We start from the raw sequence: 24,655 nt of genomic DNA, 5'->3' as shown, positions 1-24,655 counted from the left end.
GCAAGAGGGCGGCGAGTACGGTGATTCCGGCCCTTCCGCGCAGGTCATCCGGTACGCCGGCCTCCCCGCCCCCGACGACGGTCAGGGCCGCCAGCCCACCCGGTGCTCTGCGAGCCGTGCCAGCACCGCGTGGTTGGCCTCCCAGCCGTCCGGGAACTTCACCAGCGTGCCCAGCTGGACCGGTTCCGTGGACGGGTAGGCGTCCAGGAGGTCGCCGACGCCCGCTCGGCAGATCACGATGCACGCGTGCCGGTGCCGGGAGGCGAGGACGCACAGGCGGCCCGTCTCCAGGTGGAAGGCGGTGGCGTCGGGGCGGCCGGAGAGAGGGTGGAGGACGACCGTGACGTCGTACTCCCGCCCCTGAAGGCGGTTGGCCGTGTCCACCGTGACGTCCGTGACGCCCAGGTCAGCCAGGGCCGCTCGGATCGCCGCCGCCTGGTCGCGGTGCGCCGTGCCGACGGCGACGCGGTCGGCGGTGAGGGGGGTCGCCTCCGGTGCGCGTTCGGAGGTCGCCGCGCCCTTCCGGTCCAGCAGCCGCCGGACCACCGTCGCGACCGCGCCCACCGCCTCCGGGTCCGTGCGCGGGGTGTGGCCGGCCGGCAGCTCCAGCAGGCCCCAGCCGGACTCCGCCGCCGCGTCGATCACCTCGTCGGGCCCGCTGCCGTCGGACGGGACGGCGAAGGCGAGACGGCGGTCGTCGGGGCCGGTGCCGCTGCGAAACCGCGTGTACGGGTAGAAGGCGTCGGAGACCAGGGGCGCCGCGGAGGCCGGCAGCCGCCAGGAGACCGGCAGGCGGTGCTGGGGCAGCTCGGGGTTGTGGGCGAGCAGCGTGGTCACCGCGGAGGCGGACGGGTCGTAGCTCAGGCCCGCCCACTGCTCGCTGCCCACCAGGGAGAACGGGTCCAACTGGCCGGGGTCGCCCACGAACAGCGCCCGCTCGAACAGACCGGCCACGGCGAGCAGCGCGTCCGAGCGCATCTGGTACGCCTCGTCGACGATCGCGTGCGGCCAGGGCTCGTCGGTCCTGACGTGGGCCCACTTGGCGGCCGTCGAGATCACGACCGCGAGCCCGGCCAGATCCGCCGCCTTCGCCGACGTCCGGACGTTCGCCAGGCCGTCCAGCGCCTTGTCGTACGCGTCGGCGTCACTGCTGTGCAGTCGGCCCACCGGCAGCTCGGGGCTCTTCTCCGCGAGCCGCAGCACCAGGTCGTCGACCTGCGCGTTGGTCTGCGCGACGACCATCAACGGCCGCCCCGCGTCGGCCAGTTCGAGCGCCGCGCGCACCACGAGCGTGGACTTGCCGGCCCCCGGCGGGGAGTCGACGACCACTCCGCGGTGGCCGCCGTGCAGGGTGTCGCGGAGGATCTCGTCGGTGGCCCGCGCCGCCGCGGCACCGGGGTCGAAGACGGTGGTCACAGGACGTCCTCCGCGGTCACGGGATCGGCGGCCTCGGCGACGGCCTCGCCGGGCGGCCCGCCGTGCGTCCACGGCGTCTGCTCCGGGTCGGGCAGCTTCGGGCCGCCGCGCTGCTCGTGCTCGAAGAGCGTGAAGCAGACCCGGTCGCCCTTCTCCGGCACCGAACCGGGCTCGGGCTCCTTGCCGCGGCCCATCTTGTCGAGAATCCGCAGCACGACCAGACTGCCGTCGCCGTCGGGCGCGTCGTGGCCGACGAACTCCGCCGACTGCGGCTTGCCGCCCAGCGAGCGGTACACCTTGGCGCGCTCGCCCAGGTGCGGCCGGTCCTCGGTGCGGACGGTGACCAGCGGGCGGGGACTGGGCCGCTTGCTGTCGCTGTACGCCATGACGACGTCCGTGACCTCCCCGGCGAACGCCTCCCCGGCCAGCCGCCGCCCCGCCATCACCAGCGGGTCGTCCAGCGCCTCCTGCGCCTCCAGGCGGGCCTGCTCGCGCTCCCGCGCGGCCAGCTTGTTCGCGGCGGTGACCGCGTCGTCGCGGCGCGGCTGCGGCGGCTCGCCCGCGACGATCCGGTCCCGGTGGGCGGTGAACGACCAGCGGTCGCGCGTCCACCGCTCCTCGACGTGCGCGCCCTCGGGCAGGGTGCGCAGCAGGTCGAGGCCGTCCCAGACCCTCTCCCAGGTGGGCCGGGTGACGCGCGCGATCAGGGCGTGGATCTCCTGTTCGGCGGCGGTGACGTCACCGAGCCGGTCGTCCGCCTCCAGGCCGTCCTCGGCGGCGGCCAGGGCGGTCCGCGCGCGGTCGTAGCGCTCGATGGCGGGGGCGAGCAGCCTGTTGTCGAACGCCGGGTCGGTGGCCGGACCGGCCGGCGGGCACAGCAGCTGGCCGTCGGCGTCGCGGGCCAGTTCGGCGTGCAGGGCCGCCTCGGCGCCCGAGCTGCCCTCCGGCGGGGCGATCCAGGCGAGCAGGGCGCCCAGGTGCTGGTCCTCCAGAGTGGACTGGCCGGTGGCCCAGTGCCGGGACAGCAGGTCCGTCATCGCCAGCAGCAGACAGGAGCCGGGGACCCGGGCCCGCTCCCCGAAGTGGGTCAGCCACCGGCCGAGCAACGGCACGCGCGGAGGCGCCGGATGCGGGGACTCCGGGTCCTGCTCCGCCGTACGCCGGAACCGCATGGAGCGGCCGAGCAGGCGGACCAGCTCGATGCCCGCGCGGCTGGGCACGATCAGCTGCCCGGCGTCCGCGCACAGGTCGACCTCGACCTTGACCCGCTTGCCGGTCTCCGGATCGGTCTCGGTGCGCTCGGCGGCCTCCACCCGGTCGGTGAACGTCTCCAGGTACGGCAGGACGACGTCCGCCAGCTCGGCCAGGAACTGGAAGCGCAGCTCCCGGTCGCGCGGCTGCGGTACGACGAGCAGCCGCGGCGCGTCCCGGTCGGTGCCGACCAGCGCGCCGAGCGGGGCGCCGGCCTCGCCGGCCGTGGTGAGCGGCACCAGGACCAGCGGCCGGTCCGACAGATGGCGGTGACGGACGGTCGCGGCGGGCTGGGCGCGGCCGGTGCTGACGGCTTCGAGGCGGGCGAGGGTGGAGATCAGGGACATGCGGCCGCCCCTTCCCGCGCTGCCCGAAGTGCCTCGGCCCGCAGCCGGGCCGCCCGGCGCAGGGCCGCCACCGCGGGGTCGTCCGGGTCGCCGGCCTGACCGTACGCGGCGGCGAGGACGTCGGTGACCGTGGTCAGACCGCCCAGTTCCGCGCGCACCGGGCGGCCCAGCGAGGTCACCGCGCCGGCCGCGCGGGAGCGGGCGCGGCAGTGGAAGGCCAGCTCGCAGGCGGACAGGCACTCGGGCGCGTAGGTCGCCGGAACCGACTCCACGGCGGCCGTCAGCTCGGCGGCGGGCAGCTCGGGGGAGAAGCAGGTGCCCTCGGGCAGCGCGTCGGCGAGGTCCTGCAGACGGGTGAGGCGGGTCAGCTGGCGGCGGGTGACGGCGTGCTGCTTGCGGACGTCGACCGCCGAGGCGGTGGGCAGGTTGGAGAAGTCCTTGGGGCACACCAGCAGGACGCGGTGGCGCACCTCGGGGGGCTCCGGCAGCCGGGCGGCAACCTCCTCCAGGGCCAGCACGTAGACCGCCGCCTGGCGGGCCGCCGCGCCGACCTTCGCCGGGTCCGCGGAGCCGTCCAGCAGGGGGAACGACTTGATCTCGACGACCGTCCAGCCGCCGTCGGGGTGCACGACGACCGCGTCCGGCTCCAGGAAGGCGGGCGAGCCGGCCACCTCCAGCGCGAGCATCGGGTGGTCCAGGAGCGTCCAGGTGCCGGGTGCCTCGGCGGCCTCCCGCAGGGCGAGCGCCGTACGGGCCGCGCGGCCCTCGGGGCCGGTCGCCGTCAGGTCGGGCACGTGCGCGGCGGCCGGCGGCTCGGCGGCCGGGTCGAGCTTCTCGTGCGCCAGGCGCAGCAGTTCGGCGCCGCCGTCCGCCTTGACCCGGGCCTCGAAGGCGTTGCCCCGCACGAACGCGAACTGCGACTGGCCGAAGACCGGCGGCGCCCCCAGCGCGCCCGCCAGCGCGGCCTTGTCCACCCCGGCGCCGTCGAGGACCGCGCGGCGGCGGCAGCCCGGGTTGGCGGCGAGGGCGGCCAGGGCGCGCGCGTCCAGCGCCCGGGGCGGGACGCCGGGTCCGCGCAGCTCAGCGAGCCGCTGCCGGAGCGCCTTCGCCCGCGTCCGTAGGGGAGGCACCCGGCTCGGCTCCGGATCGGGTCCGGGACTCGCGCTGCGGTGGAAATCGTTCACCCGCGGAAGTCTGGCATCCGGCACTGACAATCGGGGAACCCGAGCCGCCCGGGGCGCGTGTGCCCAGCGGGACGACGGCCCGGATCCGGTCCGCGACACCCATCACGTACGGCGTCAGGAACAGGCCGGTGCCCATCACGCACGCCCCCGCGACCGCGTCGAGGAAGTAGTGGTTGGCGGTGCCCATGACCACGATCGTCGTCAGCAGCGGGTAGGCCACCGCCAGGACCCGCGTCGTACGCGTTCCGCCGTACTTCCACAGCATGACCCCGCACCACAGCGCCCAGCCCACGTGCAGACTCGGCATGGCCGCGTACTGGTTGGTCATGCCCCCGAGCCCCTTCGGGGCGCTGGCGGCGCCGCCCCACCACCCGTACGAGCTGTACTGGGCCATGGTGTCGACGAAGCCGTGGCCCGCGGAGAGGAGCCGGGGCGGGCAGGTGGGCAGCAGCGTGAAGCCGATCAGGCCGATGAAGGTGGACGTCATCAGCCAGGTGCGGGCCGCGCGGTAGTGGGGGGCGCGGAAGCGGAACAGCCACACGAGGATCGCGGGCGTGACCAGGTAGTGCAGCGACGCGTACCAGAAGTCGGCCGGCACGCCGAGCCACGCCTCGCGGGTGAAGAGCCGGTTGAGCGGGTGCTCGGCGTTGAGGTGCAGGAACTTCTCGATGCGCAGGATCGCCAGGCCGTGGTCGACGGCGCCGGCGGTGTCGCCGCGCGCGAGGAGCCGGCCGGCCGAGTAACAGCCGTAGACGAGGAGGATCAGGGGCAGCTCGGTCCACCAGCGCAGGCGCGTTCGCGGGGCTGCCTGGGTGCCCGGTGTATCGGTCTTCGGCATCCGATCGCCTCCCCCTTCATTGTCTCGCGCGCCCGGTGGTCGGGTCGTGTCACTTTACGGCGTACGTGCGCCTCCCGCCGGGGCGCCCCCGGCCCTCAAAGACGCAGAGATCGCCCGTCGGGTTGCCCCCGGCGGGCCCGGGTACGGGGGTACGCGATGATGGGGAGGTTCATCCCTGTTCCCGGAAAGGCCCCTTTTCATGGCACCGCGCATCCTGCTGGCCCGGCACGGACAGACCGAGTGGTCGCTGTCCGGCAAGCACACCGGCAGGACCGACGTGCCCCTTCTGGAGGAGGGCCGGCGCGGCGCGAAGCTGCTCGGCGAACGGCTGCACCGGGCGCCGTACGAGGGTCTGCCGGGCGTCGAGATACGCACCAGCCCGCTGGCACGCGCGCGTGAGACGTGCGAACTCGCCGGCTTCGGCGAGCGGGCCCGGCCCTGGGACACGCTCATGGAGTGGGACTACGGCGCCTACGAGGGCATGACCCCCGAGGAGATCCAGACCGTCCGGCCGGGCTGGCTGATCTGGCGCGACGGCGTCCCGGGAGGCGAGTCGCTCGCCGAGGTGACCGCGCGGGCCGACGAGGTGGTGGCCTGGGCGCGGGCGGCGGACCGGGACGTGCTCGTCTTCGCGCACGGGCACATCCTGCGGTCCATCGGCGCGCGCTGGCTGGGACTGCCCCTGGACTTCGCGGCGCGGATCAGGCTGAACCCGACCTCGCTGTCGGTGCTGGGCTGGGCCTACGGGGAGCCGGCCGTCGAGAGCTGGAACGACCTCGGTCACCTGCCCGGCTAGGGCCTGCTGCGAAAGTCCGGCCTGCCCCGCGACGCCCGGCACGCCCTGCCCTAGGCCGTTCTCGGCAGGCTCGCGTGGCGTTCCAGGAAGCCGCGGACGCCCGACGCCCGCCGGTGCGGCAGCAGGACGCGCGCGGTGCCGGCCAGCATGGTCTGGATGCGTGACGACTGGACCTGGTCCAGCAGGTCCAGTACGCGCAGGCCGGCCGCCGCCGCCTCGTCCGGGCGGCCGCCCCTGGCGAGGTCGTCCGCGAGTTCCGCGGTGTACAGGGCGATGTTGCGGGTGAAGTGCGGGTCCTGCAGACGCGCGGCGCGCCGGGCGTGCCGGGCCGCGCGCGGCCAGTCGCCCAGGGTGGACCAGCACTGCGCCTCCAGACCCTCCAGTTCCGCCTCCCCGTAGAAGCTCATCCACTCGGGGTCGGCGTCCGAGGGGCCGCGCTCGTACAGGGCCTGCGCGCGGGCCAGGGCCTGTTCGCAGCCGGTGCGGTCGGCGAGCCCCGCCCAGCCGCCCGCCTCGCGCAGCGCGAGCAGCGACATCAGCCGGGCCGAGCCCAGGCCCCGGGCGACCCGCTGGGCGGCCTGCGCGGCCCGCACCGCCTCGCGCGGGCGGCCGGCGTCGCGCGCGAGGAACGCCGTGTTGCAGAAGGCGTGCGCCTCCAGGGCGCGGTCGTCGGTCATCCGGGCGGTGGCGAGCGCCTCCGCGTAGTGCGAGCGGGCGTCGTCGTACCGCCCCGAGTCGTGCGCCAGCCAGCCCACCGAGATGGCGAGTTCGCCCGCGCCCGCGTGCAGGCGTTCGGTGGTCGTCTGCCGGGTGGCGCCGGCGTCCAGCAGTGCGTAGGCGGCGCGCAGCGGGGCGGCCGCGCGCCGGTACAGGCCGTCCGCGCCGTGCCGGTCGTCGAGCAGCCGGATGCGGCGGACGGCTTCTTCCAGGGCGCCCGCGTGGCTCGCCCCGGCGCGACGCGGGAGCCGGTCGGCGGCCGCAGCGTCGGGGGCGAACCCGAAGGGGCCCAGCGTGGCGGCGGCCACGGTGGCGCCTCCGCCGGTCATGAATGCGCGACGCAGCACGTCGCTCTCCTCGTGGTTCTCGTGGCTCTCGTGGCTCTCGCGATGCCGGAGCGGGTCGTAGGGGTCGTATTCCTGCGTGTCATACGGCTCGTCCGCCCCGCGCGTCTCACCTGGGGCATATGCCGGGATGGCGGTGAGCGCGGGGGGCGCGTCCTCGGCGGTGCGCGCCCCCCGTCCGCGGACGGAGGAGCGGGGCGCGAAGCCGAGGTCGGTGAGCGTGCGGCCGGGGAACATGTGCAGGAACACCCGTTCGTACGCGTAGTTGGGGCAGCGGATCTCACCCGCCTCGACCCGGCCGATGTAGCGCGCGTCGCAGCTGACCCGCTCCCCGATCTCGTGCGCGGCCCGGCGCACCACGGCGGCGAACTCGGCCGGCGAGCGCTGTCCGCGCAGGCGCCGGAAGGCGAGGTTCGGCCGCGGGGGCCGGGGGGAGGTGGACTGGGACGCTGTCACCCTTGACGACGCCATGGCCGGGTCCTCTCGTGCGAACCGTCGAACCATGCCGGATTCACGGTGAGTTGTATGTGTCACGCCCTGTTTCCGGCGGGCAAGAAGGTACCCGCTGTGTCGGACCCGCCACGCAGGGTTTGGCTACAAATCGGATATCTCCTACGGGATCCGCCATGAACTGCCATCCTTTGCGGCTGACTTTGCCCGTAGCCGTTGACGCGCCGAAGCGTTTAACCCAGTGGACCGGGAGCCGCCCGACTCCCGACCCGCTTCGTTCAAGGAGGGGCTGTCGTGGTGGAGGCCGGGATGGAGATTCGTCAGAGCGTCGCTGCCGGCGTGGTGGCCGGATCGCCGCCCCCGACCGGGCCGTCGGCGGGCGCGTGCGACCTCGTGACCGTGCCGGCCCGGCAGGGCCTGGAAGCGGTCGACATCCTGCGCCGCGGCGCCGGCGACGCGGTCGGCCCGGTGCTGCACGACGACGGCGGCGACACCCTCGGCTTCCTGGTCCCGCCCGGCACGGCCGCCGCCTGGGACGTGCCCGGCAGCACCTGCACCGAGACCGACGGACGCGGTCTGAGCCTCGCCCCCGCGCCCCCGGTGGAGGGCTCCGACTGGCTCCTCCCGCCCGGCGACGCCGACCTCGCGACCGACCCGGCGGTGCTGCGCGCGGCGCTGGGGGAGGCGGCGCGGCTGATCGAGGCGGCGGACAACTGCCGGTGACCTCGGGCCGCGCGGGCGCGGTCACCGGGGGCCGCCGATAATGGCGGGATGGGAAAGTCCAGGAACCCTCGGCGCGGTGCCGTCGAAGCCGTCGTGGAGAGCGTCGACGGCGGGCTCGCCGAGCTGATCCCGGACCGGGACCGGGCGCGCGCCTGGACGCTGCTGATCGACGGGGCGCCGCAGTCGCACGTCGACCTCGACGACCCCGCGCATCTCTCCTTCGAGTACCAGCGCCGCCTCGGCCACGTCATCGACCTCGTCGCGCCGCCCGGAAAGCCGGTGCACGCCGTGCACCTCGGCGGCGGCGCCCTCACCCTCGCCCGCTACGTGGCCGCCACCCGCCCCCGCTCCACCCAGCAGGTCGTGGAGTGGGACGCGGCGCTGGTCCGACTGGTGCGCCGCGCGCTGCCGTTGGATCCGAACGCGCGGATCCGCGTGCGCTCCGCGGACGCCCGCGAAGGACTCGCCAAGGTGCTCGACGGGTGGGCCGACCTCGTCGTCGCCGACGTCTTCAGCGGCGCCCGCACCCCCGCCCACCTCACCTCGACGGAGTTCCTCGACGAGGTCCGCCGCACCCTGCGCCCCGGCGGCGTCTACGCCGCCAACCTCGCCGACGGCCCGCCGCTGGCCCATCTGCGCGGCCAGATCGCCACCGCCGCCGCCCGCTTCCCCGAACTCGCCCTGCTCGCCGACCCGGCCGTGCTGCGCGGCAAACGCTTCGGCAACGCCGTCCTCGTCGCCTCCGACGCCCCGCTGCCGCTCGCCGAGCTCACCCGCAGGGCCGCCTCCGACCCGCACCCGGGCCGCGTCGAACACGGCCGCGCCCTGCGGGACTTCACCGGCGGCGCGCCCGCGGTCACGGACGCGGCGGCGACCGCCTCGCCGGCACCGCCGCCCTCGGTGTTCCGCTAGCGCACGCCTCGACCACCGTACGCGTTCTAGTAGTTGCCGATCTCCACATGCGGCGGCCCGTCGTGCCAGGTGCAGATGACCGACACCTTGTCCGTGCCCGAGGTGAACTCCACCCGAATCCAGGTGTCCGTCTTCCACGTCTGCATCGACCAGCCGGTGGCCGGCGTCGCCATCACCAGCGTCGCCGAGGACTCACCGAGGTCGAAGACCGCGCGGCCGCCCGCGGTGTCGTAGCTCTTGACCTCACCGGAGGCGGAAGCGGTGGGGGACGGGGTGGGACGGGCGGTCGGGGTCTTCGACGGCGTGGGAGTGGGCGTGGGCGAGGGAGTGCTGCGGACACTCTTCGACGGGGCCGGGGAGGGGCTTTCCGTCGCCGTGGCCAGCGGCTTCGCCTCCTGCGTGGTCGGGTCGGCCGCCGTGATGGGCAGGGCGCGCGGCGGGTCGTAGGCCGTGCCCGCCATCACCGTGTGGACGCCCCACCACGACAGCGTGACCGCCGCGCCCGTGGCGAGCGACCAAGCGAGTACGTGTACGAGTCCTCTGCGCATCGCGGCCATACTGCCTCACGCGCCCCGGAGGCCGCACCCGACCCCGGGTTGTCCACAGGGAGTTGTCCACAGGCTCCGCTGCCGCTCGCCCGCATGGCGTACGGTGCCGCGCATGGCAAGTGTGCTCGTGGTCGAGGACGACCAGTTCGTACGTTCGGCGCTGATCCGGCACCTGACCGAGGCCGCGCACACCGTGCGCAGTGTCGGGACGGCGCTGGAGGCGCTGCGCGAGGTCGCCCATTTCCGTTTCGACGTCGTCATCCTGGACCTCGGTCTGCCCGACCTGGACGGGTCCGAGGCGCTGAAGATGCTGCGCGGGATCACGGACGTCCCCGTGATCATCGCCACCGCGCGGGACGACGAGGCGGAGATCGTCCGGCTGCTGAACGCGGGCGCGGACGACTACCTCACCAAGCCGTTCTCCGTCGAGCACCTGTCGGCGCGGATGGCGGCGGTCCTGCGCCGGTCCCGTACCGCCGCCGGCGAGGTCCCGTCCTCCAGCGTGCTGCGCGTCGGCGGCCTGACCGTCGACCCGCTGCGCCGCCAGGCCGAGCTCGACGGCGTTCGGCTCGACCTCACCCGCCGCGAGTTCGACCTGCTCGCCTTCCTGGCCGGCCGTCCCGGAGTCGTCGTGCCCCGCAAGGAACTGCTCGCCGAGGTCTGGCAGCAGTCGTACGGCGACGACCAGACCATCGACGTCCATCTGTCCTGGCTGCGGCGGAAGCTGGGCGAGACGGCGGCCCGGCCGCGCTATCTGCACACGCTGCGCGGCGTCGGCGTGAAGCTGGAGCCGCCGGGCGGGGAGGCGACGCGATGAGATGGGCCCTGGTCAAGGTCTGCCTGGCGGTCACCGCCATGGTCGTGGTCGCCTTCGCGGTGCCGCTCGGACTCGTCGTGCGGGAGATGGCCCGAGACCGCGCCTTCTCCAACGCCGAGCGGGAGGCGGCGGCCGTGGCGCCGGCGCTGTCCATCACCACCGACCGCGACCAGTTGGAGAAGGTCGTCGCCTCGGCGGGCGCGGACTCCGGGATGGCCGTGCACATACCGGCGGTCGACGGCAAGGCCGCCGTCGACCTGGGCCGGCAGCGTGCCGACGGCGAGGACATCGCGACCGTGCGCCGGCTGGGCCGCGCCTCCACCACCAAGGTCTCCGACGGGGCGACCCTGCTGCAGCCCGTCGCGCTGAGCTCGGGCGCGATCGCGGTCGTCGAGGTGTACGTCCCCGAGTCCGAGGTCACCAACGGCGTGGGCACGGCGTGGGCGGTGCTCGCCGGCGTGGGCGTCGCGCTGATCGTCGGCTCGGTCGCGGTCGCCGACCGGCTGGGCGTGCGGATGGTGCAGCCCGCGCAGCGGCTGGTGGAGGGCGCGCACGAACTGGGGGAGGGGAAGCTGGGAGCGCGGGTGCCGGAGGAGGGACCGACCGAACTCAGGCTGGCGGCGGTCGCGTTCAACTCCATGGCCGACCAGGTCGTCCAACTGCTCGCGAACGAGCGGGAGCTGGCGGCGGACCTGTCCCACCGGCTGCGTACCCCGCTGACCGTGCTGCGGCTCAACGCGGCCTCCCTCGGCGACGGGCCGGCCGCCGACCAGACCCGGGCCGCGGTCGCCCAGCTGGAGCGCGAGGTCGACACGATCATCCGTACCGCCCGGGAGGCCAAGCCGCAGACCGCGGCCGCCGGGCCCGGCGCCGGGTGCGACGCGGCCGAGGTGGTGCGGGAGCGGATGGCGTTCTGGTCGGCGCTCGCCGAGGACGAGGGCCGCAAGTGGCGGGTGGCCGGCGCCGACCGGCCGGTGCGCATACCCGTGGCCCGGGCGGATTTGGCGGCTGCGCTGGACGCCCTGCTCGGCAACGTCTTCCGGCACACCGCCGAGGGCACTGCCTTCGCGGTCGACCTGCACAACGGCGACGACGCGGTGATCGTCCTGGTCTCCGACGCGGGCCCGGGCATACCCGACCCCGAGGCGGCGATGGCCCGCGGGCGCGGCTCGGGCAGCACCGGCTCGACCGGGCTGGGGCTGGACATCGTGCGCCGGCTCGCGGAGTCGACCGGCGGTGACGTGCGGATCGGGTCCTCCGTGCTGGGCGGGACCGAGGTGCGGATCTGGATCCAGCTGGACGGCCGGGAGCGGACGCCGGGACGGCGGGGGCACCGATCGGTACGACGGCGCAGACGGGCCGTCGCCCGCTGACCGGGAGCCGGTCCGATCTCTGACCGGGAGCCGGATCCGATCTCTGCTCCGGAGCCCGACGACCCCTGAACCGGAGCCGGAATGGTCTCTACCTTTAACCGTCCCCGATCCCTTCCTTAAGCGCACCCTAAGATCCTCAACCCCCGCCCGGATCAGGCACTTTGCCCGTTTCCCGGTCGCTAGCGTGCCTCGCCATGAGCATGCATCGACGCAAGGTGAGCGGCAGGAACAAGGCCATCGGCGGGGTCGTCGCCGCTGCCGTGGTGGGCGGCGGCGCGATCCTCCTGACCGGCACCGCACAGGCGGCCGGCATCGGGGCCGCGTACACCAAGACCAGTGACTGGTCGACGGGTTACACCGCGCAGTACGTCGTGACGAACAACAGCGGCGCGCGGGAGGCCGACTGGACCCTGGAGTTCGACCTGCCCTCGGGGTCGAGGATCAGCTCCCTGTGGAACGCCGAGTACAGCGTCAGCGGCCGGCACGTCACCGTGAAGCCGCCGAAGTGGGACACCGACGGGCTGGCCGCCGGGGAGTCGGCCACCGTGGGCTTCGTCGTCAGCGGCAGCGGCGACCCGAGCGGTTGTCTCATCGACGACGCCAAGTGCTCGGCGGACGACACCGCGACGCCGGAGCCCAGCGGCCGCCCCACGCAGCCGGCCACGCCCAGCCCGACGGCCACGGCGTCCTCGGGCTCCACGCCCCCCGCCACCCCGACCGCCACCGCGTCGGCGAGCGCGAGCACCGGCACGGGCACCGGCACGACCACCACGGCCGCCTTCGCCCCCTACGTCGACACCTCGCTCTACCCCGCCTTCGACCTGCTGGCGAGCGCCGACGCGACGGGCGTGAAGAACTACAACCTCGCCTTCATCACCGACGGCGGCGGCTGCACGCCCAAGTGGGGCGGTGTGACGGACCTGTCGAGCGACGGCGTGGCCGCCCAGATCGGCTCGCTGCGCGGGAAGGGCGGTGACGTCCGCGTCTCCTTCGGCGGCGCCTCCGGCTCCGAGCTGGCCACCACCTGCTCCTCGGCGGACGCGCTGGCGACGGCGTACGGCAAGGTCGTGGACGCCTACAAGCTCACCAAGGTCGACTTCGACGTCGAGGGCGGCGCGCTGCCCAACACCACGGCGAACACCAACCGCGCCAAGGCGATCGCCAAGCTCCAGGCCGCCCACCCCGACCTGGACGTCTCCTTCACCCTCCCGGTCATGCCGGAGGGCCTCACCCAGGACGGCGTCAACCTGCTCAGCAACGCCAAGTCCAACGGCGTGAAGATCGGTTCCGTCAACATCATGGCGATGGACTACGGCGCCTCCTACAACGGCGACATGGGCACCTACGCCGAGCAGGCCGCCACCGCGACCCAGGCGCAGGTCAAGAGCGTCCTGGGCCTGTCCGACGCGGCCGCCTGGAAGGCCGTCGCCGTCACCCCGATGATCGGCGTCAACGACGTCTCCTCCGAGATCTTCAAGGTCGACGACGCCACCCAGCTGGTGAGCTTCGCCAAGTCCAAGGGCCTCGGCGGGCTGTCGATGTGGTCGGCGACCCGGGACAAGCAGTGCGCCGGCGGTGCGAAGCCCACCGCCGACGCCACCTGCAGCTCGATCGTCCAGGACCAGTACGCCTTCTCGAAGGCGTTCGGGGCCCTCGGCTAGGCGACGGCTCAGGACGGCCCGGCCCCCCGAAGCCCCCGAAGCCGGGGCCGCCGGGGCCGGGGCCGTGGTGGTGGAAGCCGTCGAAGAGGCCGCCGGCCGGCAGCACCCCGCCGACCCCGGCCACCCCCGCCACCAGCGCCGTCTTCCACCAGGGCGCGCTGTACTCCCGGGGCCGGCCGGCCCCGCAGACACGATCGAACGCCCGCGCGCTGTAGGGCCGCTGAACCTTCCCTGAGCGCTCCCTGTGAACAGACCGGGGCGCGGCGCCCCCTCGGCGCCGCGCCCCGCCCCCCGCTCGGTCCCCCCTGCTACTGGATCGCGTCCACCGGAGGCAGCGTCCCCGTGCGGGCCGCCTGGCTGTACCAGTGGGCGCTCGACTTCGGTGTGCGGGCGAGGGTGGCGTAGTCGACGTAGACCGCGCCGAAGCGCTTGCCGTAGCCGTACGCCCACTCGAAGTTGTCCATCAGGGACCACAGGTAGTAGCCGCGCACGTCCGCGCCGTCGGTGAGGGCCCGGCGGACCGCCGAGAGGTGGCCGTGCAGGTAGGCGATCCGCTCGGGGTCGTGCACGCGGCCGTCGGGGTCGGGCTTGTCGTCATAGGCCGCGCCGTTCTCCGTGATGTACAGCGGCAGCCCGGGCGCCTCGCGCGTGTAGCGCATGATCAGCTCGTGCAGGCCCGTCGGGTCGATCGTCCAGCCCATCTCCGTGCGCTCGCCGGGCGTCTGGTGGAAGGCGACGTCGTCCGCCCCCGGCCACGGGGAGTGCTCGCTGGCGCCGTGGCCGTCGGTGCGCGGGCCGGTCACCGGACCCTCGGCCGCCGAAACCAGCGCCGGCGTGTAGTAGTTGAGGCCCAGCGCGTCCAACGGCTGGTGGATGGTGGCGAGGTCGCCGTCCAGGACGTAGGACCAGTCGGTGATCGAGGAGGTCGCGTCGAACAGCGTCTCCGGGTACGCCCCGTGCAGGATCGGGCCGTGGAAGACCCCGTTGGCCAGGTCGTCGATCTTGCGCACCGCCGCCAGGTCGGCCGGGTTCTGCGGCGAAAGGGGCCGCACGACCGAGGAGTTGAGGCTGATGGCCACCGAGTTGCGCGCGGGCATCGCCGCACGCAGCGCCGAAGTGCCCAGGCCGTGGGCCAGGTTGAGGTGGTGCGCGGCCCGCAGCGTGGCCTCCGGCTCGGTGCGGCCGGGCGCGTGCACGCCGGAGCCGTAGCCCAGGAAGGCGCTGCACCACGGCTCGTTGAGGGTGATCCACTGCTCCACCCGGTCGCCGAGGGCCTCGCCGACGATCTGCGCGTACTCGGCGAACCGGAACGCCGTGTCGCGCTCCGGCCAGCCGCCCGCGTCCTCCAGCTCCTGCGGCAGGTCCCAGTGGTAGAGGGTGACGGCCGGCTTGATGCCGTGGGCCAGCAGCTCGTCGACCAGGCGGCGGTAGAAGTCCAGGCCGACCTGGACGGCCGGTCCCCGGCCCGTCGGCTGCACCCGCGACCAGGAGATGGAGAACCGGTACGCCGTCAGGCCCAGTTCGGCCATCAGGGCCACGTCGTCGCGGTAACGGTGATAGTGGTCGACAGCGATGTCACCGTGCTCGCCGCCGGCGGTCTTGCCGGGCGTATGGCTGAAGGTGTCCCAGATCGAGGGCGTACGGCCGTCCTCCCGCACCGCCCCCTCGATCTGGTACGCGGAGGTCGCCGCGCCCCAGAGGAAGGCGGGAGGAAAGGTCACCGGGGTCGCCGGCGTTGCGGGCTCAGGCATGGAAGCGCTCCCATTCGAGGTCGTGGAGACCGACGGGGTGGAAGGGGGAAGGGGGGTGGGGCGGCGGGCGGGGGGCCGGGGCGGCGGTGACCCGGCCCGGAACGGGCGTAGGAGGGCCGTCGGATGACGGGGTGTCAGCCCTTGATGGCGCCCTGCATGATGCCGCCCACGATCTGCTTGCCGAACAGCAGGAAGGCGATCAGCAGCGGCAGCGTACCGAGCAGGGCGCCCGCCATGATCACCGCCTGGTCGGGGACGTAGCCCGTGCCCAGGGAGTTGAGGGCCACCTGCACGGTCGGGTTCTGCTGGTTCAGGGCGATGATCGGCCACAGGAAGTCGTTCCAGGCGAACACGAAGGTCAGCAGGCCGAGCACGGCCATCGCCGGCCGCGCCGCCGGGAAGACCACGTGCCAGACGACTCTCAGACTGCTCGCGCCGTCGACCCGCGCCGCCTCGATCAGCTCGGTCGGCAGCGCCTGCACCAGGTACTGCCGCATGAAGAAGGTGCCGAAGGCGGTGACGAGGGTCGGCAGGATGACCGTCTGCAACTGGTTGGACCAGCCGAGGTCGCTCATCCACAGGTACAGCGGTACGACGGCCAGCTGCGGCGGGATCATCATCGTGCCGATCGTCAGCAGCAGCAGCACGCTGGAGAAGCGGAACCGCAGCTTGGCGAAGGCGAACCCGGCCAGCGTGGAGAACAGCACCGTGGAGATGGTGATGGTGCCCGCCACGAGCGTGCTGTTGAACATCGCGGTGCCCAGCCCCGCCTGGTCCCAGGCGGACTGGAGGTTCTTGAACAGGTTCCCGCCGAACCACAGCGGCGGCGGGGTCTGCGCCAGGCGCTGGTCGGTGCGCGAGGCCGCGATCGCCGTCCACACCAGGGGCGCCAGCGAGACCAGCGCGAAGACCGTCAGGACGAGGTACGTCACCGGCCCCGCGTGCATCTGCTTGCCGGCGCCCATCACCCGGCGGGTGCGGCGGCCCTTGTCCCGGTGTGCCTGAGGCAGCGTCAGTTCACTCGTGGTCATTGGGACTTCCTCAGGCGTCGGGCGAACAGCATGTTGATCACGGCGATGATCAGCAGGATCAGGAACATCGACCAGGCGATCGCGGACGCCTTGCCGAGGTTGCCGATGATCCAGCCCTGGTCGTACATGTACAGACCGAGCGTCTGGTACTGGTGCTCGGAGCCGCCCTTGGACCCGCTGACCCCGCCGAACAGCAGGGGCTCGCCGAAGAGCTGGGTCGCGCCGATGGTGGAGACGACCACCGTGAACAGGATCGTCGGCCGCAGCTGCGGGATCGTCACGTGCCGGAACTGCTGCCAGCGGTTGGCGCCGTCGATCGCCGCCGACTCGTACAGGTCGGCCGGGATCGCCTGCATCGCCGCCAGGTAGATCAGCGCGTTGTAGCCGGTCCACCGCCAGATCACGATGGACGACACCGCGAACTGCGAACCCCAGTCCGCCTCACGCCAGTTGACCGGGCCGATGCCCACGTAGTGCAGCAGCCAGTTGACCATGCCGCCGTCCCACGAGTACAGCAGCGTGAAGACGAGCGTGGCCGCCGCCACCGAGGTGGCGTACGGGGTGAGCATCACGACCCGCCACACGGTCGAGCCGCGCAGCTTGTAGTTGAGCAGGTGCGCCAGCCCGATCGCCGCCATCAGCTGCGGCACGGTCGAGATGACGCCGATGGTGAAGGTGTTCTTCAGGGCGTTCCAGAAGAAGTCCGAGGACAACAGGTTCTTGTAGTTGTCCAGGCCCGCCCAGGTCTGGTGGTCCAGCGAGGACAGCTGCACGTCGTGCAGCGAGTACCAGGCCGTGTACAGCAGCGGGACCAGGGAGAAGGCCCCGAAGATGATGAAGAAGGGGGCGATGAACGCGTACGGCGACGCCTTCATGTCCCAGCGGTACAGCCGGCTGCGCCAGGATCCGGCGCCCCCGGGGGGCGTACCGCGACCGTGAGCGCCCCGGGCCGCGCCCGGCTCGGAGCCGGGCGCGGCGTCGGCGCTCGTCGCGGGATGCGCGAGAGCCTGCTTGGAGCTGGTCACTGGCCGAGCACGTCCTTGATCTCGTTCTTGGCCGCGTCCCAGCCCTGCGAGGGGCTCTTGCCCTTCTGCTCGACCTGGAGGATGCCCACGTCGGTGATGGCGGTGTTGATCGGCTGGTCCTTGATGCCGAAGTACTGCACCGGGATGGTCTTGGCCGAGTCGGCGAAGATCGTCGTGATCGGCGCGTTGGAGAAGTACGCCGTGGTGTCGGCGGCCGGCTTCAGGCTCGAGTACGCCGACGGGGTCGACGGGAAGCTCGCCTGCTTGGCGAACACCTTCGCCTGCTGCTCGGGCGCGGTCAGCCACTTCGCCAGGGCGATGGCCTCCTTCTGGTGCTTGCCCGCCGTCGGCACGCCGATGAAGGAGCCGCCCCAGTTGGCCGCGGTCGGGGCCGCCGCCACGTCCCAGTTGCCCTTGCCGGAGTCACCGGACTTCTGCTCGATGTAGCCGATCATCCACGCCGGGCAGGCCACGGTGGCGAAGGTGGCGTTGGCGAAGCCCTGGTCCCACGGCTTGTCGAACTGCTTCAGCTTGGCCGACATGTTGCTGGTCGCCACGGACATCGCGACGTCCCACGACTTCTTCACGCCGTCCGACTTGTCCCAGACGACGTTGCCGTCCTTGTCGTAGTAGCGCTCGCTCGCGCCGCCGAGGGAGGCGTTGTAGATCGAGGAGGCCGAGTCGACGAACTTGGTGCCGCTGGGCGCCTTCTTCATGTACTGCTTGCCGACGTCGACGTACTTGGCCCAGTCGCCCTTCCACATCGAGGCGAGCTGGTTGCGGTCGGTGGGCAGGCCGGCCTTCTTGAACAGGTCCTTGCGGTAGCAGATCGCCATCGGGCCGATGTCGGTGCCGAGGCCGATCAGCTTGCCGTCCTTGGTGGTGGCCTGGGCGTTCTTCCAGTCCAGCCACTGGGACTTGTCGACCTCCTTGCCGAGGTCGACGAACTTGTCGGCCTGCGTCTGCACGGCCTCGGTGATGTTGCCGACCTCGATGGCCTGGATGTCGTCGGTGCCGGAGCCGGCCTGCAGACGCGTGAGGACCTTGGGCCAGTAGACGTCGGTACGGGTGGTGACGTTCTCCTTGATCGAGATGTTCGGGTGCAGCTTCATGTACTCGTCATAGAGACCGGCCTGCTTGTAGCCGAACACACCGAAGGTGCCTATCGTCAGCGTCGTCTTGCCTTTGGCGTTGCCGCCGTCGTTCGAGTTCGACGAGCCGTCGTCCGAGTCGTTGGCGCAGCCGGCCAGCAGGCCTGTGGTCAGCGCGGCGACGGCCGCGAAGGCCACCAGCCGGGTACTCGTACGCATGTGCGTCCTCCTGTTGCCTGACGTGCCGACCCCCCGGCCAACTGCACTGTTGGGCCCGTTGGTTCTCGCTGCGGCTCGGGCGGGGAACGTGCGGGACATGTATGTGTCAGGTACTGTGGGAGCGCTCCCACAGGTGATGTGTTGAAGAGTCGTCGGTTCGAGCGGGGGTGTCAAGGGTGGGGGCGGGCCGAGATGCGTTCAGTTATCGGGCTGTTAAGTGGAAGTGACAGCTCCGGTAAGCGGACCCGGTGGGTCCGGTGGCCGGCCGGTGGATCCCGCCCGCGTCCATTGATCGGGCGGGGCTGTTAGATTCCTGGCCAGCGATGACAACGGCAGGAGGCGGAGCCATGACGCGGAGCCGGAGCGGTGGCCGGCCCACCCTCGAAGAGGTCGCCGCGCGTGCCGGTGTCGGACGCGGCACGGTCTCGCGGGTGATCAACGGCTCGCCCCGGGTCAGCGAGGCCACGCGCGCCGCGGTCGAGGCGGCCGTCGCCGAACTCGGGTACGTCCCCAACACGGCCGCCCGCGCGCTCGCCGCCAACCGCACGGACGCGATCGCCCTGGTCGTGCCCGAGCCGGAGACGCGGTTCTTCGCGGAGCCGTACTTCTCCGACATGCTCAAGGGCGTGGGGGCCGAACTCTCCGAGACCGAGATGCAGTTGCTGCTGATCTTCGCCGGCAGCGACCGGGAGCGCCGCCGCCTCGCCCAGTACCTGGCCGCGCACCGGGTGGACGGCGTGCTGCTGGTCTCCGTGCACGCCGACGACCCGCTGCCCGACCTGCTCGCCCAGCTGGAGATCCCGGCGGTGATCAGCGGCCCCCGCTCCGCCTCGGAGACGCTGACCTCGGTCGACTCGGACAACTACGGCGGCGGCCGCTCGGCCGTCGAGCACCTGCTCTCCCGCGGCCGCGTCAAGATCGCCCACATCACCGGCCGCCTCGACGTCTACGGCGCCCAGCGCCGCGTCGACGGCTACCGCGACGCCCTGCGCGAGGCCGGGCACCGGGTGGACGAACGGCTCGTCGAGACGGGCGACTTCACCGAGGAGGGCGGCCGCCGGGCGATGACCAGGCTGCTCGCCCGCTGCCCGGACCTGGACGCCGTCTTCGCCGGCTCGGACGTGATGGCGGCCGGCGCCCGCCAGGTGCTGCGCGAGGAGGGGCGCCGTATCCCCGACGACGTGGCCCTGGTCGGCTACGACGACTCCGCCATCGCCCGCCACATGGACCCACCGCTCACCAGCGTCCGCCAGCCCATCGAGGAGATGGGCCGCCGCATGATCGACCTGCTGCTGTCGGAGGTCGCCGACCGCCGCCCGGCCGCCTCCCGCGGCCTGGACCGCCGGCAGGTGGTGCTGGCGACGGAGCTGGTGCCGCGCGCGTCCTCCTGACCGCCGGGTCGCTTCGGGTACGTCGTTGCGGCCGCGTCACTTCGGGCGTACGGCGTTCCAGCCCTGTTCCAGCAGGTCGAACGCGGCGTTGACGGTCTCGATCGGGGCCTCGGAGGTGCTCGCCAGCGTGCGCGCCTCCAGGGCGAAGTGGGCCAGCGAGCGGCACGCCGGGTCGTCGGCCGGGGCGCCGAGTTCGGCGGCGATGGCCTCGGCGAGGGCGTGCTCGTGCCGCATCCACATCCGGCGCTGGTACTCGGTCAAGGTCGGAGTGCCGCGCACCAGTTCCCGGAACCGGGTGATCTCCTCGCTGTAGGCGGGCGCGAACAGCCGTGAGCCCAGGACGTGGGCCCGCAGGGCCTGCGGGATCGAGGTGCCCGGCGCCCGCTCCCGGACCACGGCGACCAGCGCCGCCTCCTGCTCGGCGTCCAGGTCGAAGACCAGCGCCTCCTTGCTCGGGAAGTGCTTGAACAGCGTGGTCGTGGAGACGTCCGCGGCCTCGGCGATGTCCCGGATGCTCACCTTCTCGTAGCCGTGCTCCAGGAACAGCTCCAGTGCCGCGTCGGCCAGCGCCTGCCGGGTGGCGGCCTTCTTGCGCTCTCGGCGCCCCATCGTCTCCGTCATGACGACAGCGTACCCGTCGGTTGTCTCGATGAGAAAGTTGACTCGTTGCACTTATTGAGTCGGTGTGCTTTTCTGGCGGCCATGACGACACCCACACCCACACCCACCAAGAACGTCCGCTGGACGCTGCTCGGCGTGATGCTCGGGATGCTGCTGGCGATGCTCGACAACAACATCGTCGGGACGGCGATGCCGACGATCGTGCGGGACCTGGGCGGCCTGGAGCACATCTCCTGGGTGGTCACGGCCTACACGCTGACCACCGCCGTCTCCACGCCCGTCTGGGGCAAGCTCGGTGACCTGTACGGCCGCAAACGCCTGTTCCTGACGTCGGTGGCCGTCTTCCTGCTCGGCTCGCTGCTGACCGGAGCCGCCCACTCGATGCCCCAGCTCATCGGCTTCCGCGCGCTGCAGGGCGTCGGCGCCGGGGGCCTCGCCGCCGGGGCCTTCGCCCTCATCGGCACGCTCGTCCCGCCCCGCGAGAGGGGTCGCTACCAGGGCATGACCGCCGTCGTCATGGCCCTCGGCACCATCGGCGGCCCGCTGCTCGGCGGTTTCCTCACCGGTCATCTCGGCTGGCGCTGGGCCTTCTACGTCAACCTGCCGCTGGGCCTGGTCGCGCTGGTCTGGGTCCAGTCGACGCTGCACCTGCCGGCCACGCGGGTCCGCGCCCGGGTCGACTGGCCGGGCGTCGCCCTGCTGACCGTCGCGATCAGCTCCGTCGTCCTCGCGGCGACCTGGGCGGGGACGACGTACGCCTGGACGTCGTGGCGGATCCTCGGGCTCGGCGCGGTCGCCGTGCTCGGCGCGCTGGCCTTCGTCGCCGTGGAACGCCGGGCGGCCGAGCCCGTGCTGCCCCCGCGGATCTTCACCGGCCACCGCAACTTCCCCCTCGCGACGGCGCTGCTGCTGACGACCGGTGTGGTGATGTTCGGCTCGGCGCTCTACCTCCCCCTCTTCCAGCAGACGGTGCAGGGCGCCTCGGCCACCAGCTCCGGGCTGCTCCTGCTGCCGCTGATGGCGCCGGTGGTGCTCGCCTCGAACGTGGCCGGGAAGGTGATGTCCCGCACCGGCCGCTACAAGGTCTTCCCGGTCCTCGGTACGGCGCTGCTGACCGCCGGCATGCTGCTGCTGGCGACCATGGACACCGGCACCTCCCGCACCCTGACCGGCTGCTACATGGCCCTGACCGGGCTGGGACTGGGCTTCACCCTCCAGATGGGCGCCACCATCGCCCAGAACAGCGTCGAACTGCGCGACATGGGGGCGGCGTCGGCGTCGGCCAACCTCTTCCGCACGCTGGGCGGTTCGCTGGGCGTGGCGGTCTTCGGCTCGCTCTTCACCCGCGCGGTCCGGCCGGACGCGCCCCGGGCGGCGTACCTGCACTCGGTGGCGGTGGGCACGCAGCACATCTTCCTGACGGCGGCTGCCCTGTGCGCGGCGGGGTTCGCGGCGGCGGTGAGCCTGCGGGAGGTGCCGCTGCGGGGAAAGCCGTCGGCAGAACGGCCCACGCCCCCGGCCGAGACACCGAAGCCCCGCTCAGACGCGGCCCGTTGACCCATCTCACGCCCGCCGCCATCGGACCTCGCCGTCCTGTCGCTCCCGCGTCGGCGACGCAGGCCGCGTGATCCGGGCGGACGTGGGTGACAACCCTGCGCGGGCGGGGGCGGGCCGGTTCGGTCCCGCCGGCCGAGCAGACACCGGGTGGCCTTGGACGCCTCACAGCCGGCGGCCGGTCACAGGGACAGTCTGGGAGGAGCAGCGCGGGGGCCGGAAACGCCATTCGGCCGGTGACCCGCTTGGGGTCACCGGCCGAATGCTCTGGGTGAGTGACGGGACTCGAACCCGCGACATCCTGGACCACAACCAGGTGCTCTACCAGCTGAGCTACACCCACCATGACCGGTGGTTGAGATCTGTGGTTTCCCCGACCGGCCGAGAAAAAGTGTACAGGGTCCGAAGGGGTGCTCGCGCACGGCTTTTCCGGGGCCCCGGCGAAGGGCCCCGGCACCGTCACTGAGCAGGCAGGACGTGCTTCGCTGCGATCGCCTTGGCGGTGTCCGAGTCGGGGCCCGGCTGGGGCACGAAGATGGCCTCGCGGTAGTAGCGCAGCTCGGCGATCGACTCGCGGATGTCGGCGAGGGCGCGGTGGTTCCCGTTCTTCTCCGGGCTGTTGAAGTACGCCCGCGGATACCAGCGGCGGGCGAGTTCCTTGACGGAGCTGACGTCGACGATGCGGTAGTGGAGGTAGTCCTCCAGGGTCGGCATGTCGCGCAGGAGGAAGCCGCGGTCCGTGCCGACGGAGTTGCCGCACAGCGGGGCCTTGCCGGGTTCCTTGACGTGTTCGCGGACGTAGGCGAGGACCTGCTCCTCGGCGTCCGCGAGGGTCGTGCCGCCGGCGAGTTCGGCCAGCAGGCCGGACGCGGTGTGCATCTGACGCACCACCTCCGGCATCGTCTCCAGGGCCCGGTCCGGCGGGCGGATGACGATGTCGACTCCGTCGCCGAGTACGTTCAGCTCGGAGTCGGTGACGAGGGCGGCCACCTCGATGAGCGCGTCGTCGGACAGCGAGAGGCCGGTCATCTCGCAGTCGATCCACACCATGCGATCGTTCATGCGACCACCCTAAAGCGGACGCTCGTATTTGGATGCCCGGCGTCGGCCCCGACCTGCCGGGGACTGCCGCCCTGCGTACGCGTGCCGGCCGGGCTGGGTCGCCCGGCCGGCACACGGGGCCGGCTCGGTTGCGTCAGGTTCCGCTGCGTTGGCCCGGGACGCTGGCCCGGCCCGCCAGGTAGGCCTCGCGGCCGTTCTCCGCGGAGGCGGAGGCGGACGCAGCTGACAGGGACGGCGCGCCCGCGCCCACCGCGCTCGCGGCCGCCCGGCGGCTCTGCAGCGGTACCGGGCCCTCCGGGTGGAGGGAGGGACCGGGCGTCAGCGGGCCGGGCGGGGCCTCCGCGTCGGCCGGCTTGTCGCCCTGGGGACGGCGGGCCCGGTACGCGGCGCGGTACGCCGCCGGCGACGAGCCCAGCTGACGGCGGAAGTGGCCGCGCAACGCCACCGGCGAGCGGAAGCCGCAGCGGCCCGCGACCTCGTCCACCGAGTAGTCCGACGTCTCCAGCAGGCGCTGGGCCTGCAGCACCCGCTGCGTGATCAGCCACTGCAGAGGCGCCGAACCCGTCAGCGAGCGGAAGCGGCGGTCGAAGGTGCGGCGGCTCATGTACGCGCGCGCAGCCAGCGTCTCGACGTCGAACTGCTCGTGCAGGTGCTCCAGCGCCCAGGCGACGACCTCGGCCAGCGGGTCGGCGCCGATCTCCTCTGGTAAAGAGCGGTCCAGGTAGCGCTCCTGGCCTCCCGTCCGGCGGGGCGGGACGACGAGACGCCGGGCGAGCGCGCCGGCCGCCTCGTTGCCGTGGTCCGTGCGCACGATGTGGAGGCAGAGATCGATTCCGGCCGCCGTACCGGCCGACGTCAGGACGTCTCCGTCGTCGACGAAGAGCTCTCGCGGATCCACATGTACCGACGGATAGCGCTTGGCCAGCGTCGGTGCGTACATCCAGTGTGTCGTCGCCGGGCGGCCGTCCAGCAGGCCCGCCGCGGCGAGGACGAAGGCGCCGGTGCACAGCCCGACGATGCGGGCGCCCTCCTCGTGCGCCCGGCGCAGTGCGTCGAGCGCCTCCTCCGGCGGCGGAGAAGTGATCGAGCGCCAGGCCGGCACGACGACCGTGCCCGCGCGCGAGATCGCTTCCAGTCCATGTGGCGCGGTGAGTTCCAGGCCCCCCTGTGGTCCGCAGCGGGCCTTCCTCGCCGGCCGCCACCAGCAGGCGGTAGCGCGGCACGCCGGCGTCCTGGCGGTCAATCCCGAACACCGACAGCGGAATGGAACTCTCGAAGATGGGGCCGCCGCTGAACAGCAGCACCGCGACGATCTCCTTGCGGCGTCGCCCGGAAAGCTTCCGGGCCGCGGCTTCCGGCGCGGCAGTGGAGTCGTGGCTCATACTGCTAAGCCCCCCTCGGTGGTCGCGGCTCCTCGGTTGTGTCGCTCCTGCACGTTTCCCCTCGGTCCTGCACGAGTCCCCCGCCGTAAGACGTCAAGATCGAATCTACTGTGTCCCGTGGTGCCGGCGTGACCAGTTCGGCAACCGGCAC

The 24,655-nt window shown here is 72.8% G+C and carries 20 protein-coding genes, 1 tRNA gene and 1 pseudogene; 8 read left to right on the top strand and 14 right to left on the bottom strand.

What is annotated here, in order from left to right:
• Positions 1–81 precede the first annotated feature (81 nt).
• The 4 genes from ACYF6T_RS17340 to ACYF6T_RS17325 are packed head-to-tail and all read right to left on the bottom strand — an operon-like array spanning position 82 to position 5,036.
• The gene (locus ACYF6T_RS17340; RefSeq protein WP_461697366.1) at positions 82–1,416 is read right to left on the bottom strand and encodes a DEAD/DEAH box helicase family protein; all 1,335 of its coding nucleotides are present in this window, start codon (positions 1,414–1,416) and stop codon (positions 82–84) included.
• A complete protein-coding gene (locus tag ACYF6T_RS17335) occupies positions 1,413–3,014 on the bottom strand; it encodes a hypothetical protein (protein ID WP_461697365.1) in 1,602 nt (533 codons plus the stop codon). Before ACYF6T_RS17335 ends, ACYF6T_RS17340 begins: the two co-directional genes overlap by 4 nt.
• Complete coding sequence (locus tag ACYF6T_RS17330; protein WP_461697364.1) at positions 3,005–4,144, bottom strand: hypothetical protein; 1,140 nt, start codon at positions 4,142–4,144, stop codon at positions 3,005–3,007. Before ACYF6T_RS17330 ends, ACYF6T_RS17335 begins: the two co-directional genes overlap by 10 nt.
• Positions 4,095–5,036 carry a phosphatase PAP2 family protein gene (locus ACYF6T_RS17325; protein WP_461697363.1) on the bottom strand — a complete coding sequence of 314 codons (942 nt, stop codon included), beginning with the start codon at positions 5,034–5,036 and terminating at the stop codon, positions 4,095–4,097. The genes ACYF6T_RS17330 and ACYF6T_RS17325 overlap by 50 nt, the downstream gene beginning before the upstream one ends.
• A gap of 199 nt (positions 5,037–5,235) precedes the next feature.
• Here ACYF6T_RS17325 and ACYF6T_RS17320 point away from each other — a divergent pair, with 199 nt between their 5' ends.
• Positions 5,236–5,832: a histidine phosphatase family protein gene (locus ACYF6T_RS17320; RefSeq protein WP_461697362.1), complete on the top strand. Its 597-nt coding sequence runs from the start codon at positions 5,236–5,238 to the stop codon at positions 5,830–5,832.
• 50 nt (positions 5,833–5,882) lie between these two features.
• Here ACYF6T_RS17320 and ACYF6T_RS17315 read toward each other — a convergent pair whose 3' ends face one another.
• Positions 5,883–7,364 carry a tetratricopeptide repeat protein gene (locus ACYF6T_RS17315; protein ID WP_461697360.1) on the bottom strand — a complete coding sequence of 494 codons (1,482 nt, stop codon included), beginning with the start codon at positions 7,362–7,364 and terminating at the stop codon, positions 5,883–5,885.
• Positions 7,365–7,637: 273 nt separating this feature from the next.
• Here ACYF6T_RS17315 and ACYF6T_RS17310 point away from each other — a divergent pair, with 273 nt between their 5' ends.
• A complete protein-coding gene (locus tag ACYF6T_RS17310) occupies positions 7,638–8,066 on the top strand; it encodes a hypothetical protein (RefSeq protein ID WP_461697359.1) in 429 nt (142 codons plus the stop codon).
• A 48-nt stretch (positions 8,067–8,114) separates the two neighbouring features.
• Positions 8,115–8,978 carry a spermidine synthase gene (locus ACYF6T_RS17305; protein WP_461697357.1) on the top strand — a complete coding sequence of 288 codons (864 nt, stop codon included), beginning with the start codon at positions 8,115–8,117 and terminating at the stop codon, positions 8,976–8,978.
• A gap of 26 nt (positions 8,979–9,004) precedes the next feature.
• Here the strand turns inward: ACYF6T_RS17305 and ACYF6T_RS17300 are convergent, their stop codons facing one another.
• Positions 9,005–9,526 (bottom strand): hypothetical protein, encoded by a 522-nt coding sequence (locus ACYF6T_RS17300; protein WP_461697355.1) that lies wholly within the window; start codon positions 9,524–9,526, stop codon positions 9,005–9,007.
• 112 nt (positions 9,527–9,638) lie between these two features.
• Here ACYF6T_RS17300 and ACYF6T_RS17295 point away from each other — a divergent pair, with 112 nt between their 5' ends.
• The 3 genes from ACYF6T_RS17295 (at position 9,639) to ACYF6T_RS17285 (ending at position 13,377) form a co-directional block, all read left to right on the top strand.
• Positions 9,639–10,343: a response regulator transcription factor gene (locus tag ACYF6T_RS17295; protein WP_461697353.1), complete on the top strand. Its 705-nt coding sequence runs from the start codon at positions 9,639–9,641 to the stop codon at positions 10,341–10,343.
• On the top strand, positions 10,340–11,716 hold the full coding sequence (locus ACYF6T_RS17290) for a sensor histidine kinase (protein WP_461697351.1): 1,377 nt from the start codon (positions 10,340–10,342) through the stop codon (positions 11,714–11,716). Before ACYF6T_RS17295 ends, ACYF6T_RS17290 begins: the two co-directional genes overlap by 4 nt.
• 194 nt (positions 11,717–11,910) lie before the next feature.
• Positions 11,911–13,377 (top strand): glycoside hydrolase family 18 protein, encoded by a 1,467-nt coding sequence (locus ACYF6T_RS17285; RefSeq protein ID WP_461697349.1) that lies wholly within the window; start codon positions 11,911–11,913, stop codon positions 13,375–13,377.
• Between the two features lie 308 nt (positions 13,378–13,685).
• Here ACYF6T_RS17285 and ACYF6T_RS17280 read toward each other — a convergent pair whose 3' ends face one another.
• From ACYF6T_RS17280 to ACYF6T_RS17265, 4 genes are all read right to left on the bottom strand, one after another.
• Positions 13,686–15,128, bottom strand: a complete 1,443-nt coding sequence (locus tag ACYF6T_RS17280) for a GH1 family beta-glucosidase (RefSeq protein ID WP_461697347.1) — start codon at positions 15,126–15,128, stop codon at positions 13,686–13,688.
• Positions 15,129–15,262: 134 nt separating this feature from the next.
• On the bottom strand, positions 15,263–16,159 hold the full coding sequence (locus tag ACYF6T_RS17275) for a carbohydrate ABC transporter permease (RefSeq protein WP_461697345.1): 897 nt from the start codon (positions 16,157–16,159) through the stop codon (positions 15,263–15,265).
• Complete coding sequence (locus ACYF6T_RS17270; protein WP_461697343.1) at positions 16,156–17,184, bottom strand: carbohydrate ABC transporter permease; 1,029 nt, start codon at positions 17,182–17,184, stop codon at positions 16,156–16,158. Before ACYF6T_RS17270 ends, ACYF6T_RS17275 begins: the two co-directional genes overlap by 4 nt.
• Entirely contained in the window at positions 17,181–18,494 is a 1,314-nt protein-coding gene (locus ACYF6T_RS17265; protein ID WP_461697341.1) for an ABC transporter substrate-binding protein, read from the bottom strand. The genes ACYF6T_RS17270 and ACYF6T_RS17265 overlap by 4 nt, the downstream gene beginning before the upstream one ends.
• 347 nt (positions 18,495–18,841) lie before the next feature.
• Here ACYF6T_RS17265 and ACYF6T_RS17260 point away from each other — a divergent pair, with 347 nt between their 5' ends.
• Positions 18,842–19,885: a LacI family DNA-binding transcriptional regulator gene (locus tag ACYF6T_RS17260; RefSeq protein ID WP_461697340.1), complete on the top strand. Its 1,044-nt coding sequence runs from the start codon at positions 18,842–18,844 to the stop codon at positions 19,883–19,885.
• Positions 19,886–19,921: 36 nt separating this feature from the next.
• On the opposite strand, the gene ACYF6T_RS17255 is transcribed toward ACYF6T_RS17260, so the two are convergent.
• Positions 19,922–20,506 (bottom strand): TetR/AcrR family transcriptional regulator, encoded by a 585-nt coding sequence (locus ACYF6T_RS17255; RefSeq protein ID WP_461697338.1) that lies wholly within the window; start codon positions 20,504–20,506, stop codon positions 19,922–19,924.
• Positions 20,507–20,587: 81 nt separating this feature from the next.
• Between ACYF6T_RS17255 and ACYF6T_RS17250 the strand changes: the two genes are divergently transcribed.
• A complete protein-coding gene (locus tag ACYF6T_RS17250) occupies positions 20,588–22,063 on the top strand; it encodes an MDR family MFS transporter (RefSeq protein WP_461697336.1) in 1,476 nt (491 codons plus the stop codon).
• Positions 22,064–22,330: 267 nt separating this feature from the next.
• On the opposite strand, the gene ACYF6T_RS17245 is transcribed toward ACYF6T_RS17250, so the two are convergent.
• From ACYF6T_RS17245 to ACYF6T_RS17235, 3 genes and pseudogenes are all read right to left on the bottom strand, one after another.
• Positions 22,331–22,403: transfer RNA gene (locus tag ACYF6T_RS17245), tRNA-His, on the bottom strand.
• 116 nt (positions 22,404–22,519) lie between these two features.
• Positions 22,520–23,122: an oligoribonuclease gene (orn, locus tag ACYF6T_RS17240; RefSeq protein ID WP_461697335.1), complete on the bottom strand. Its 603-nt coding sequence runs from the start codon at positions 23,120–23,122 to the stop codon at positions 22,520–22,522.
• Between the two features lie 133 nt (positions 23,123–23,255).
• Positions 23,256–24,504, bottom strand: a pseudogene (locus tag ACYF6T_RS17235) (helix-turn-helix domain-containing protein).
• Positions 24,505–24,655: the final 151 nt, after the last annotated feature.

This window comes from Streptomyces sp. 7R007, from assembly GCF_054850255.1.
The sequence above is the reverse complement of the archived record's forward strand: the minus strand, read 5'-3'. Positions and strand labels throughout refer to the sequence as shown.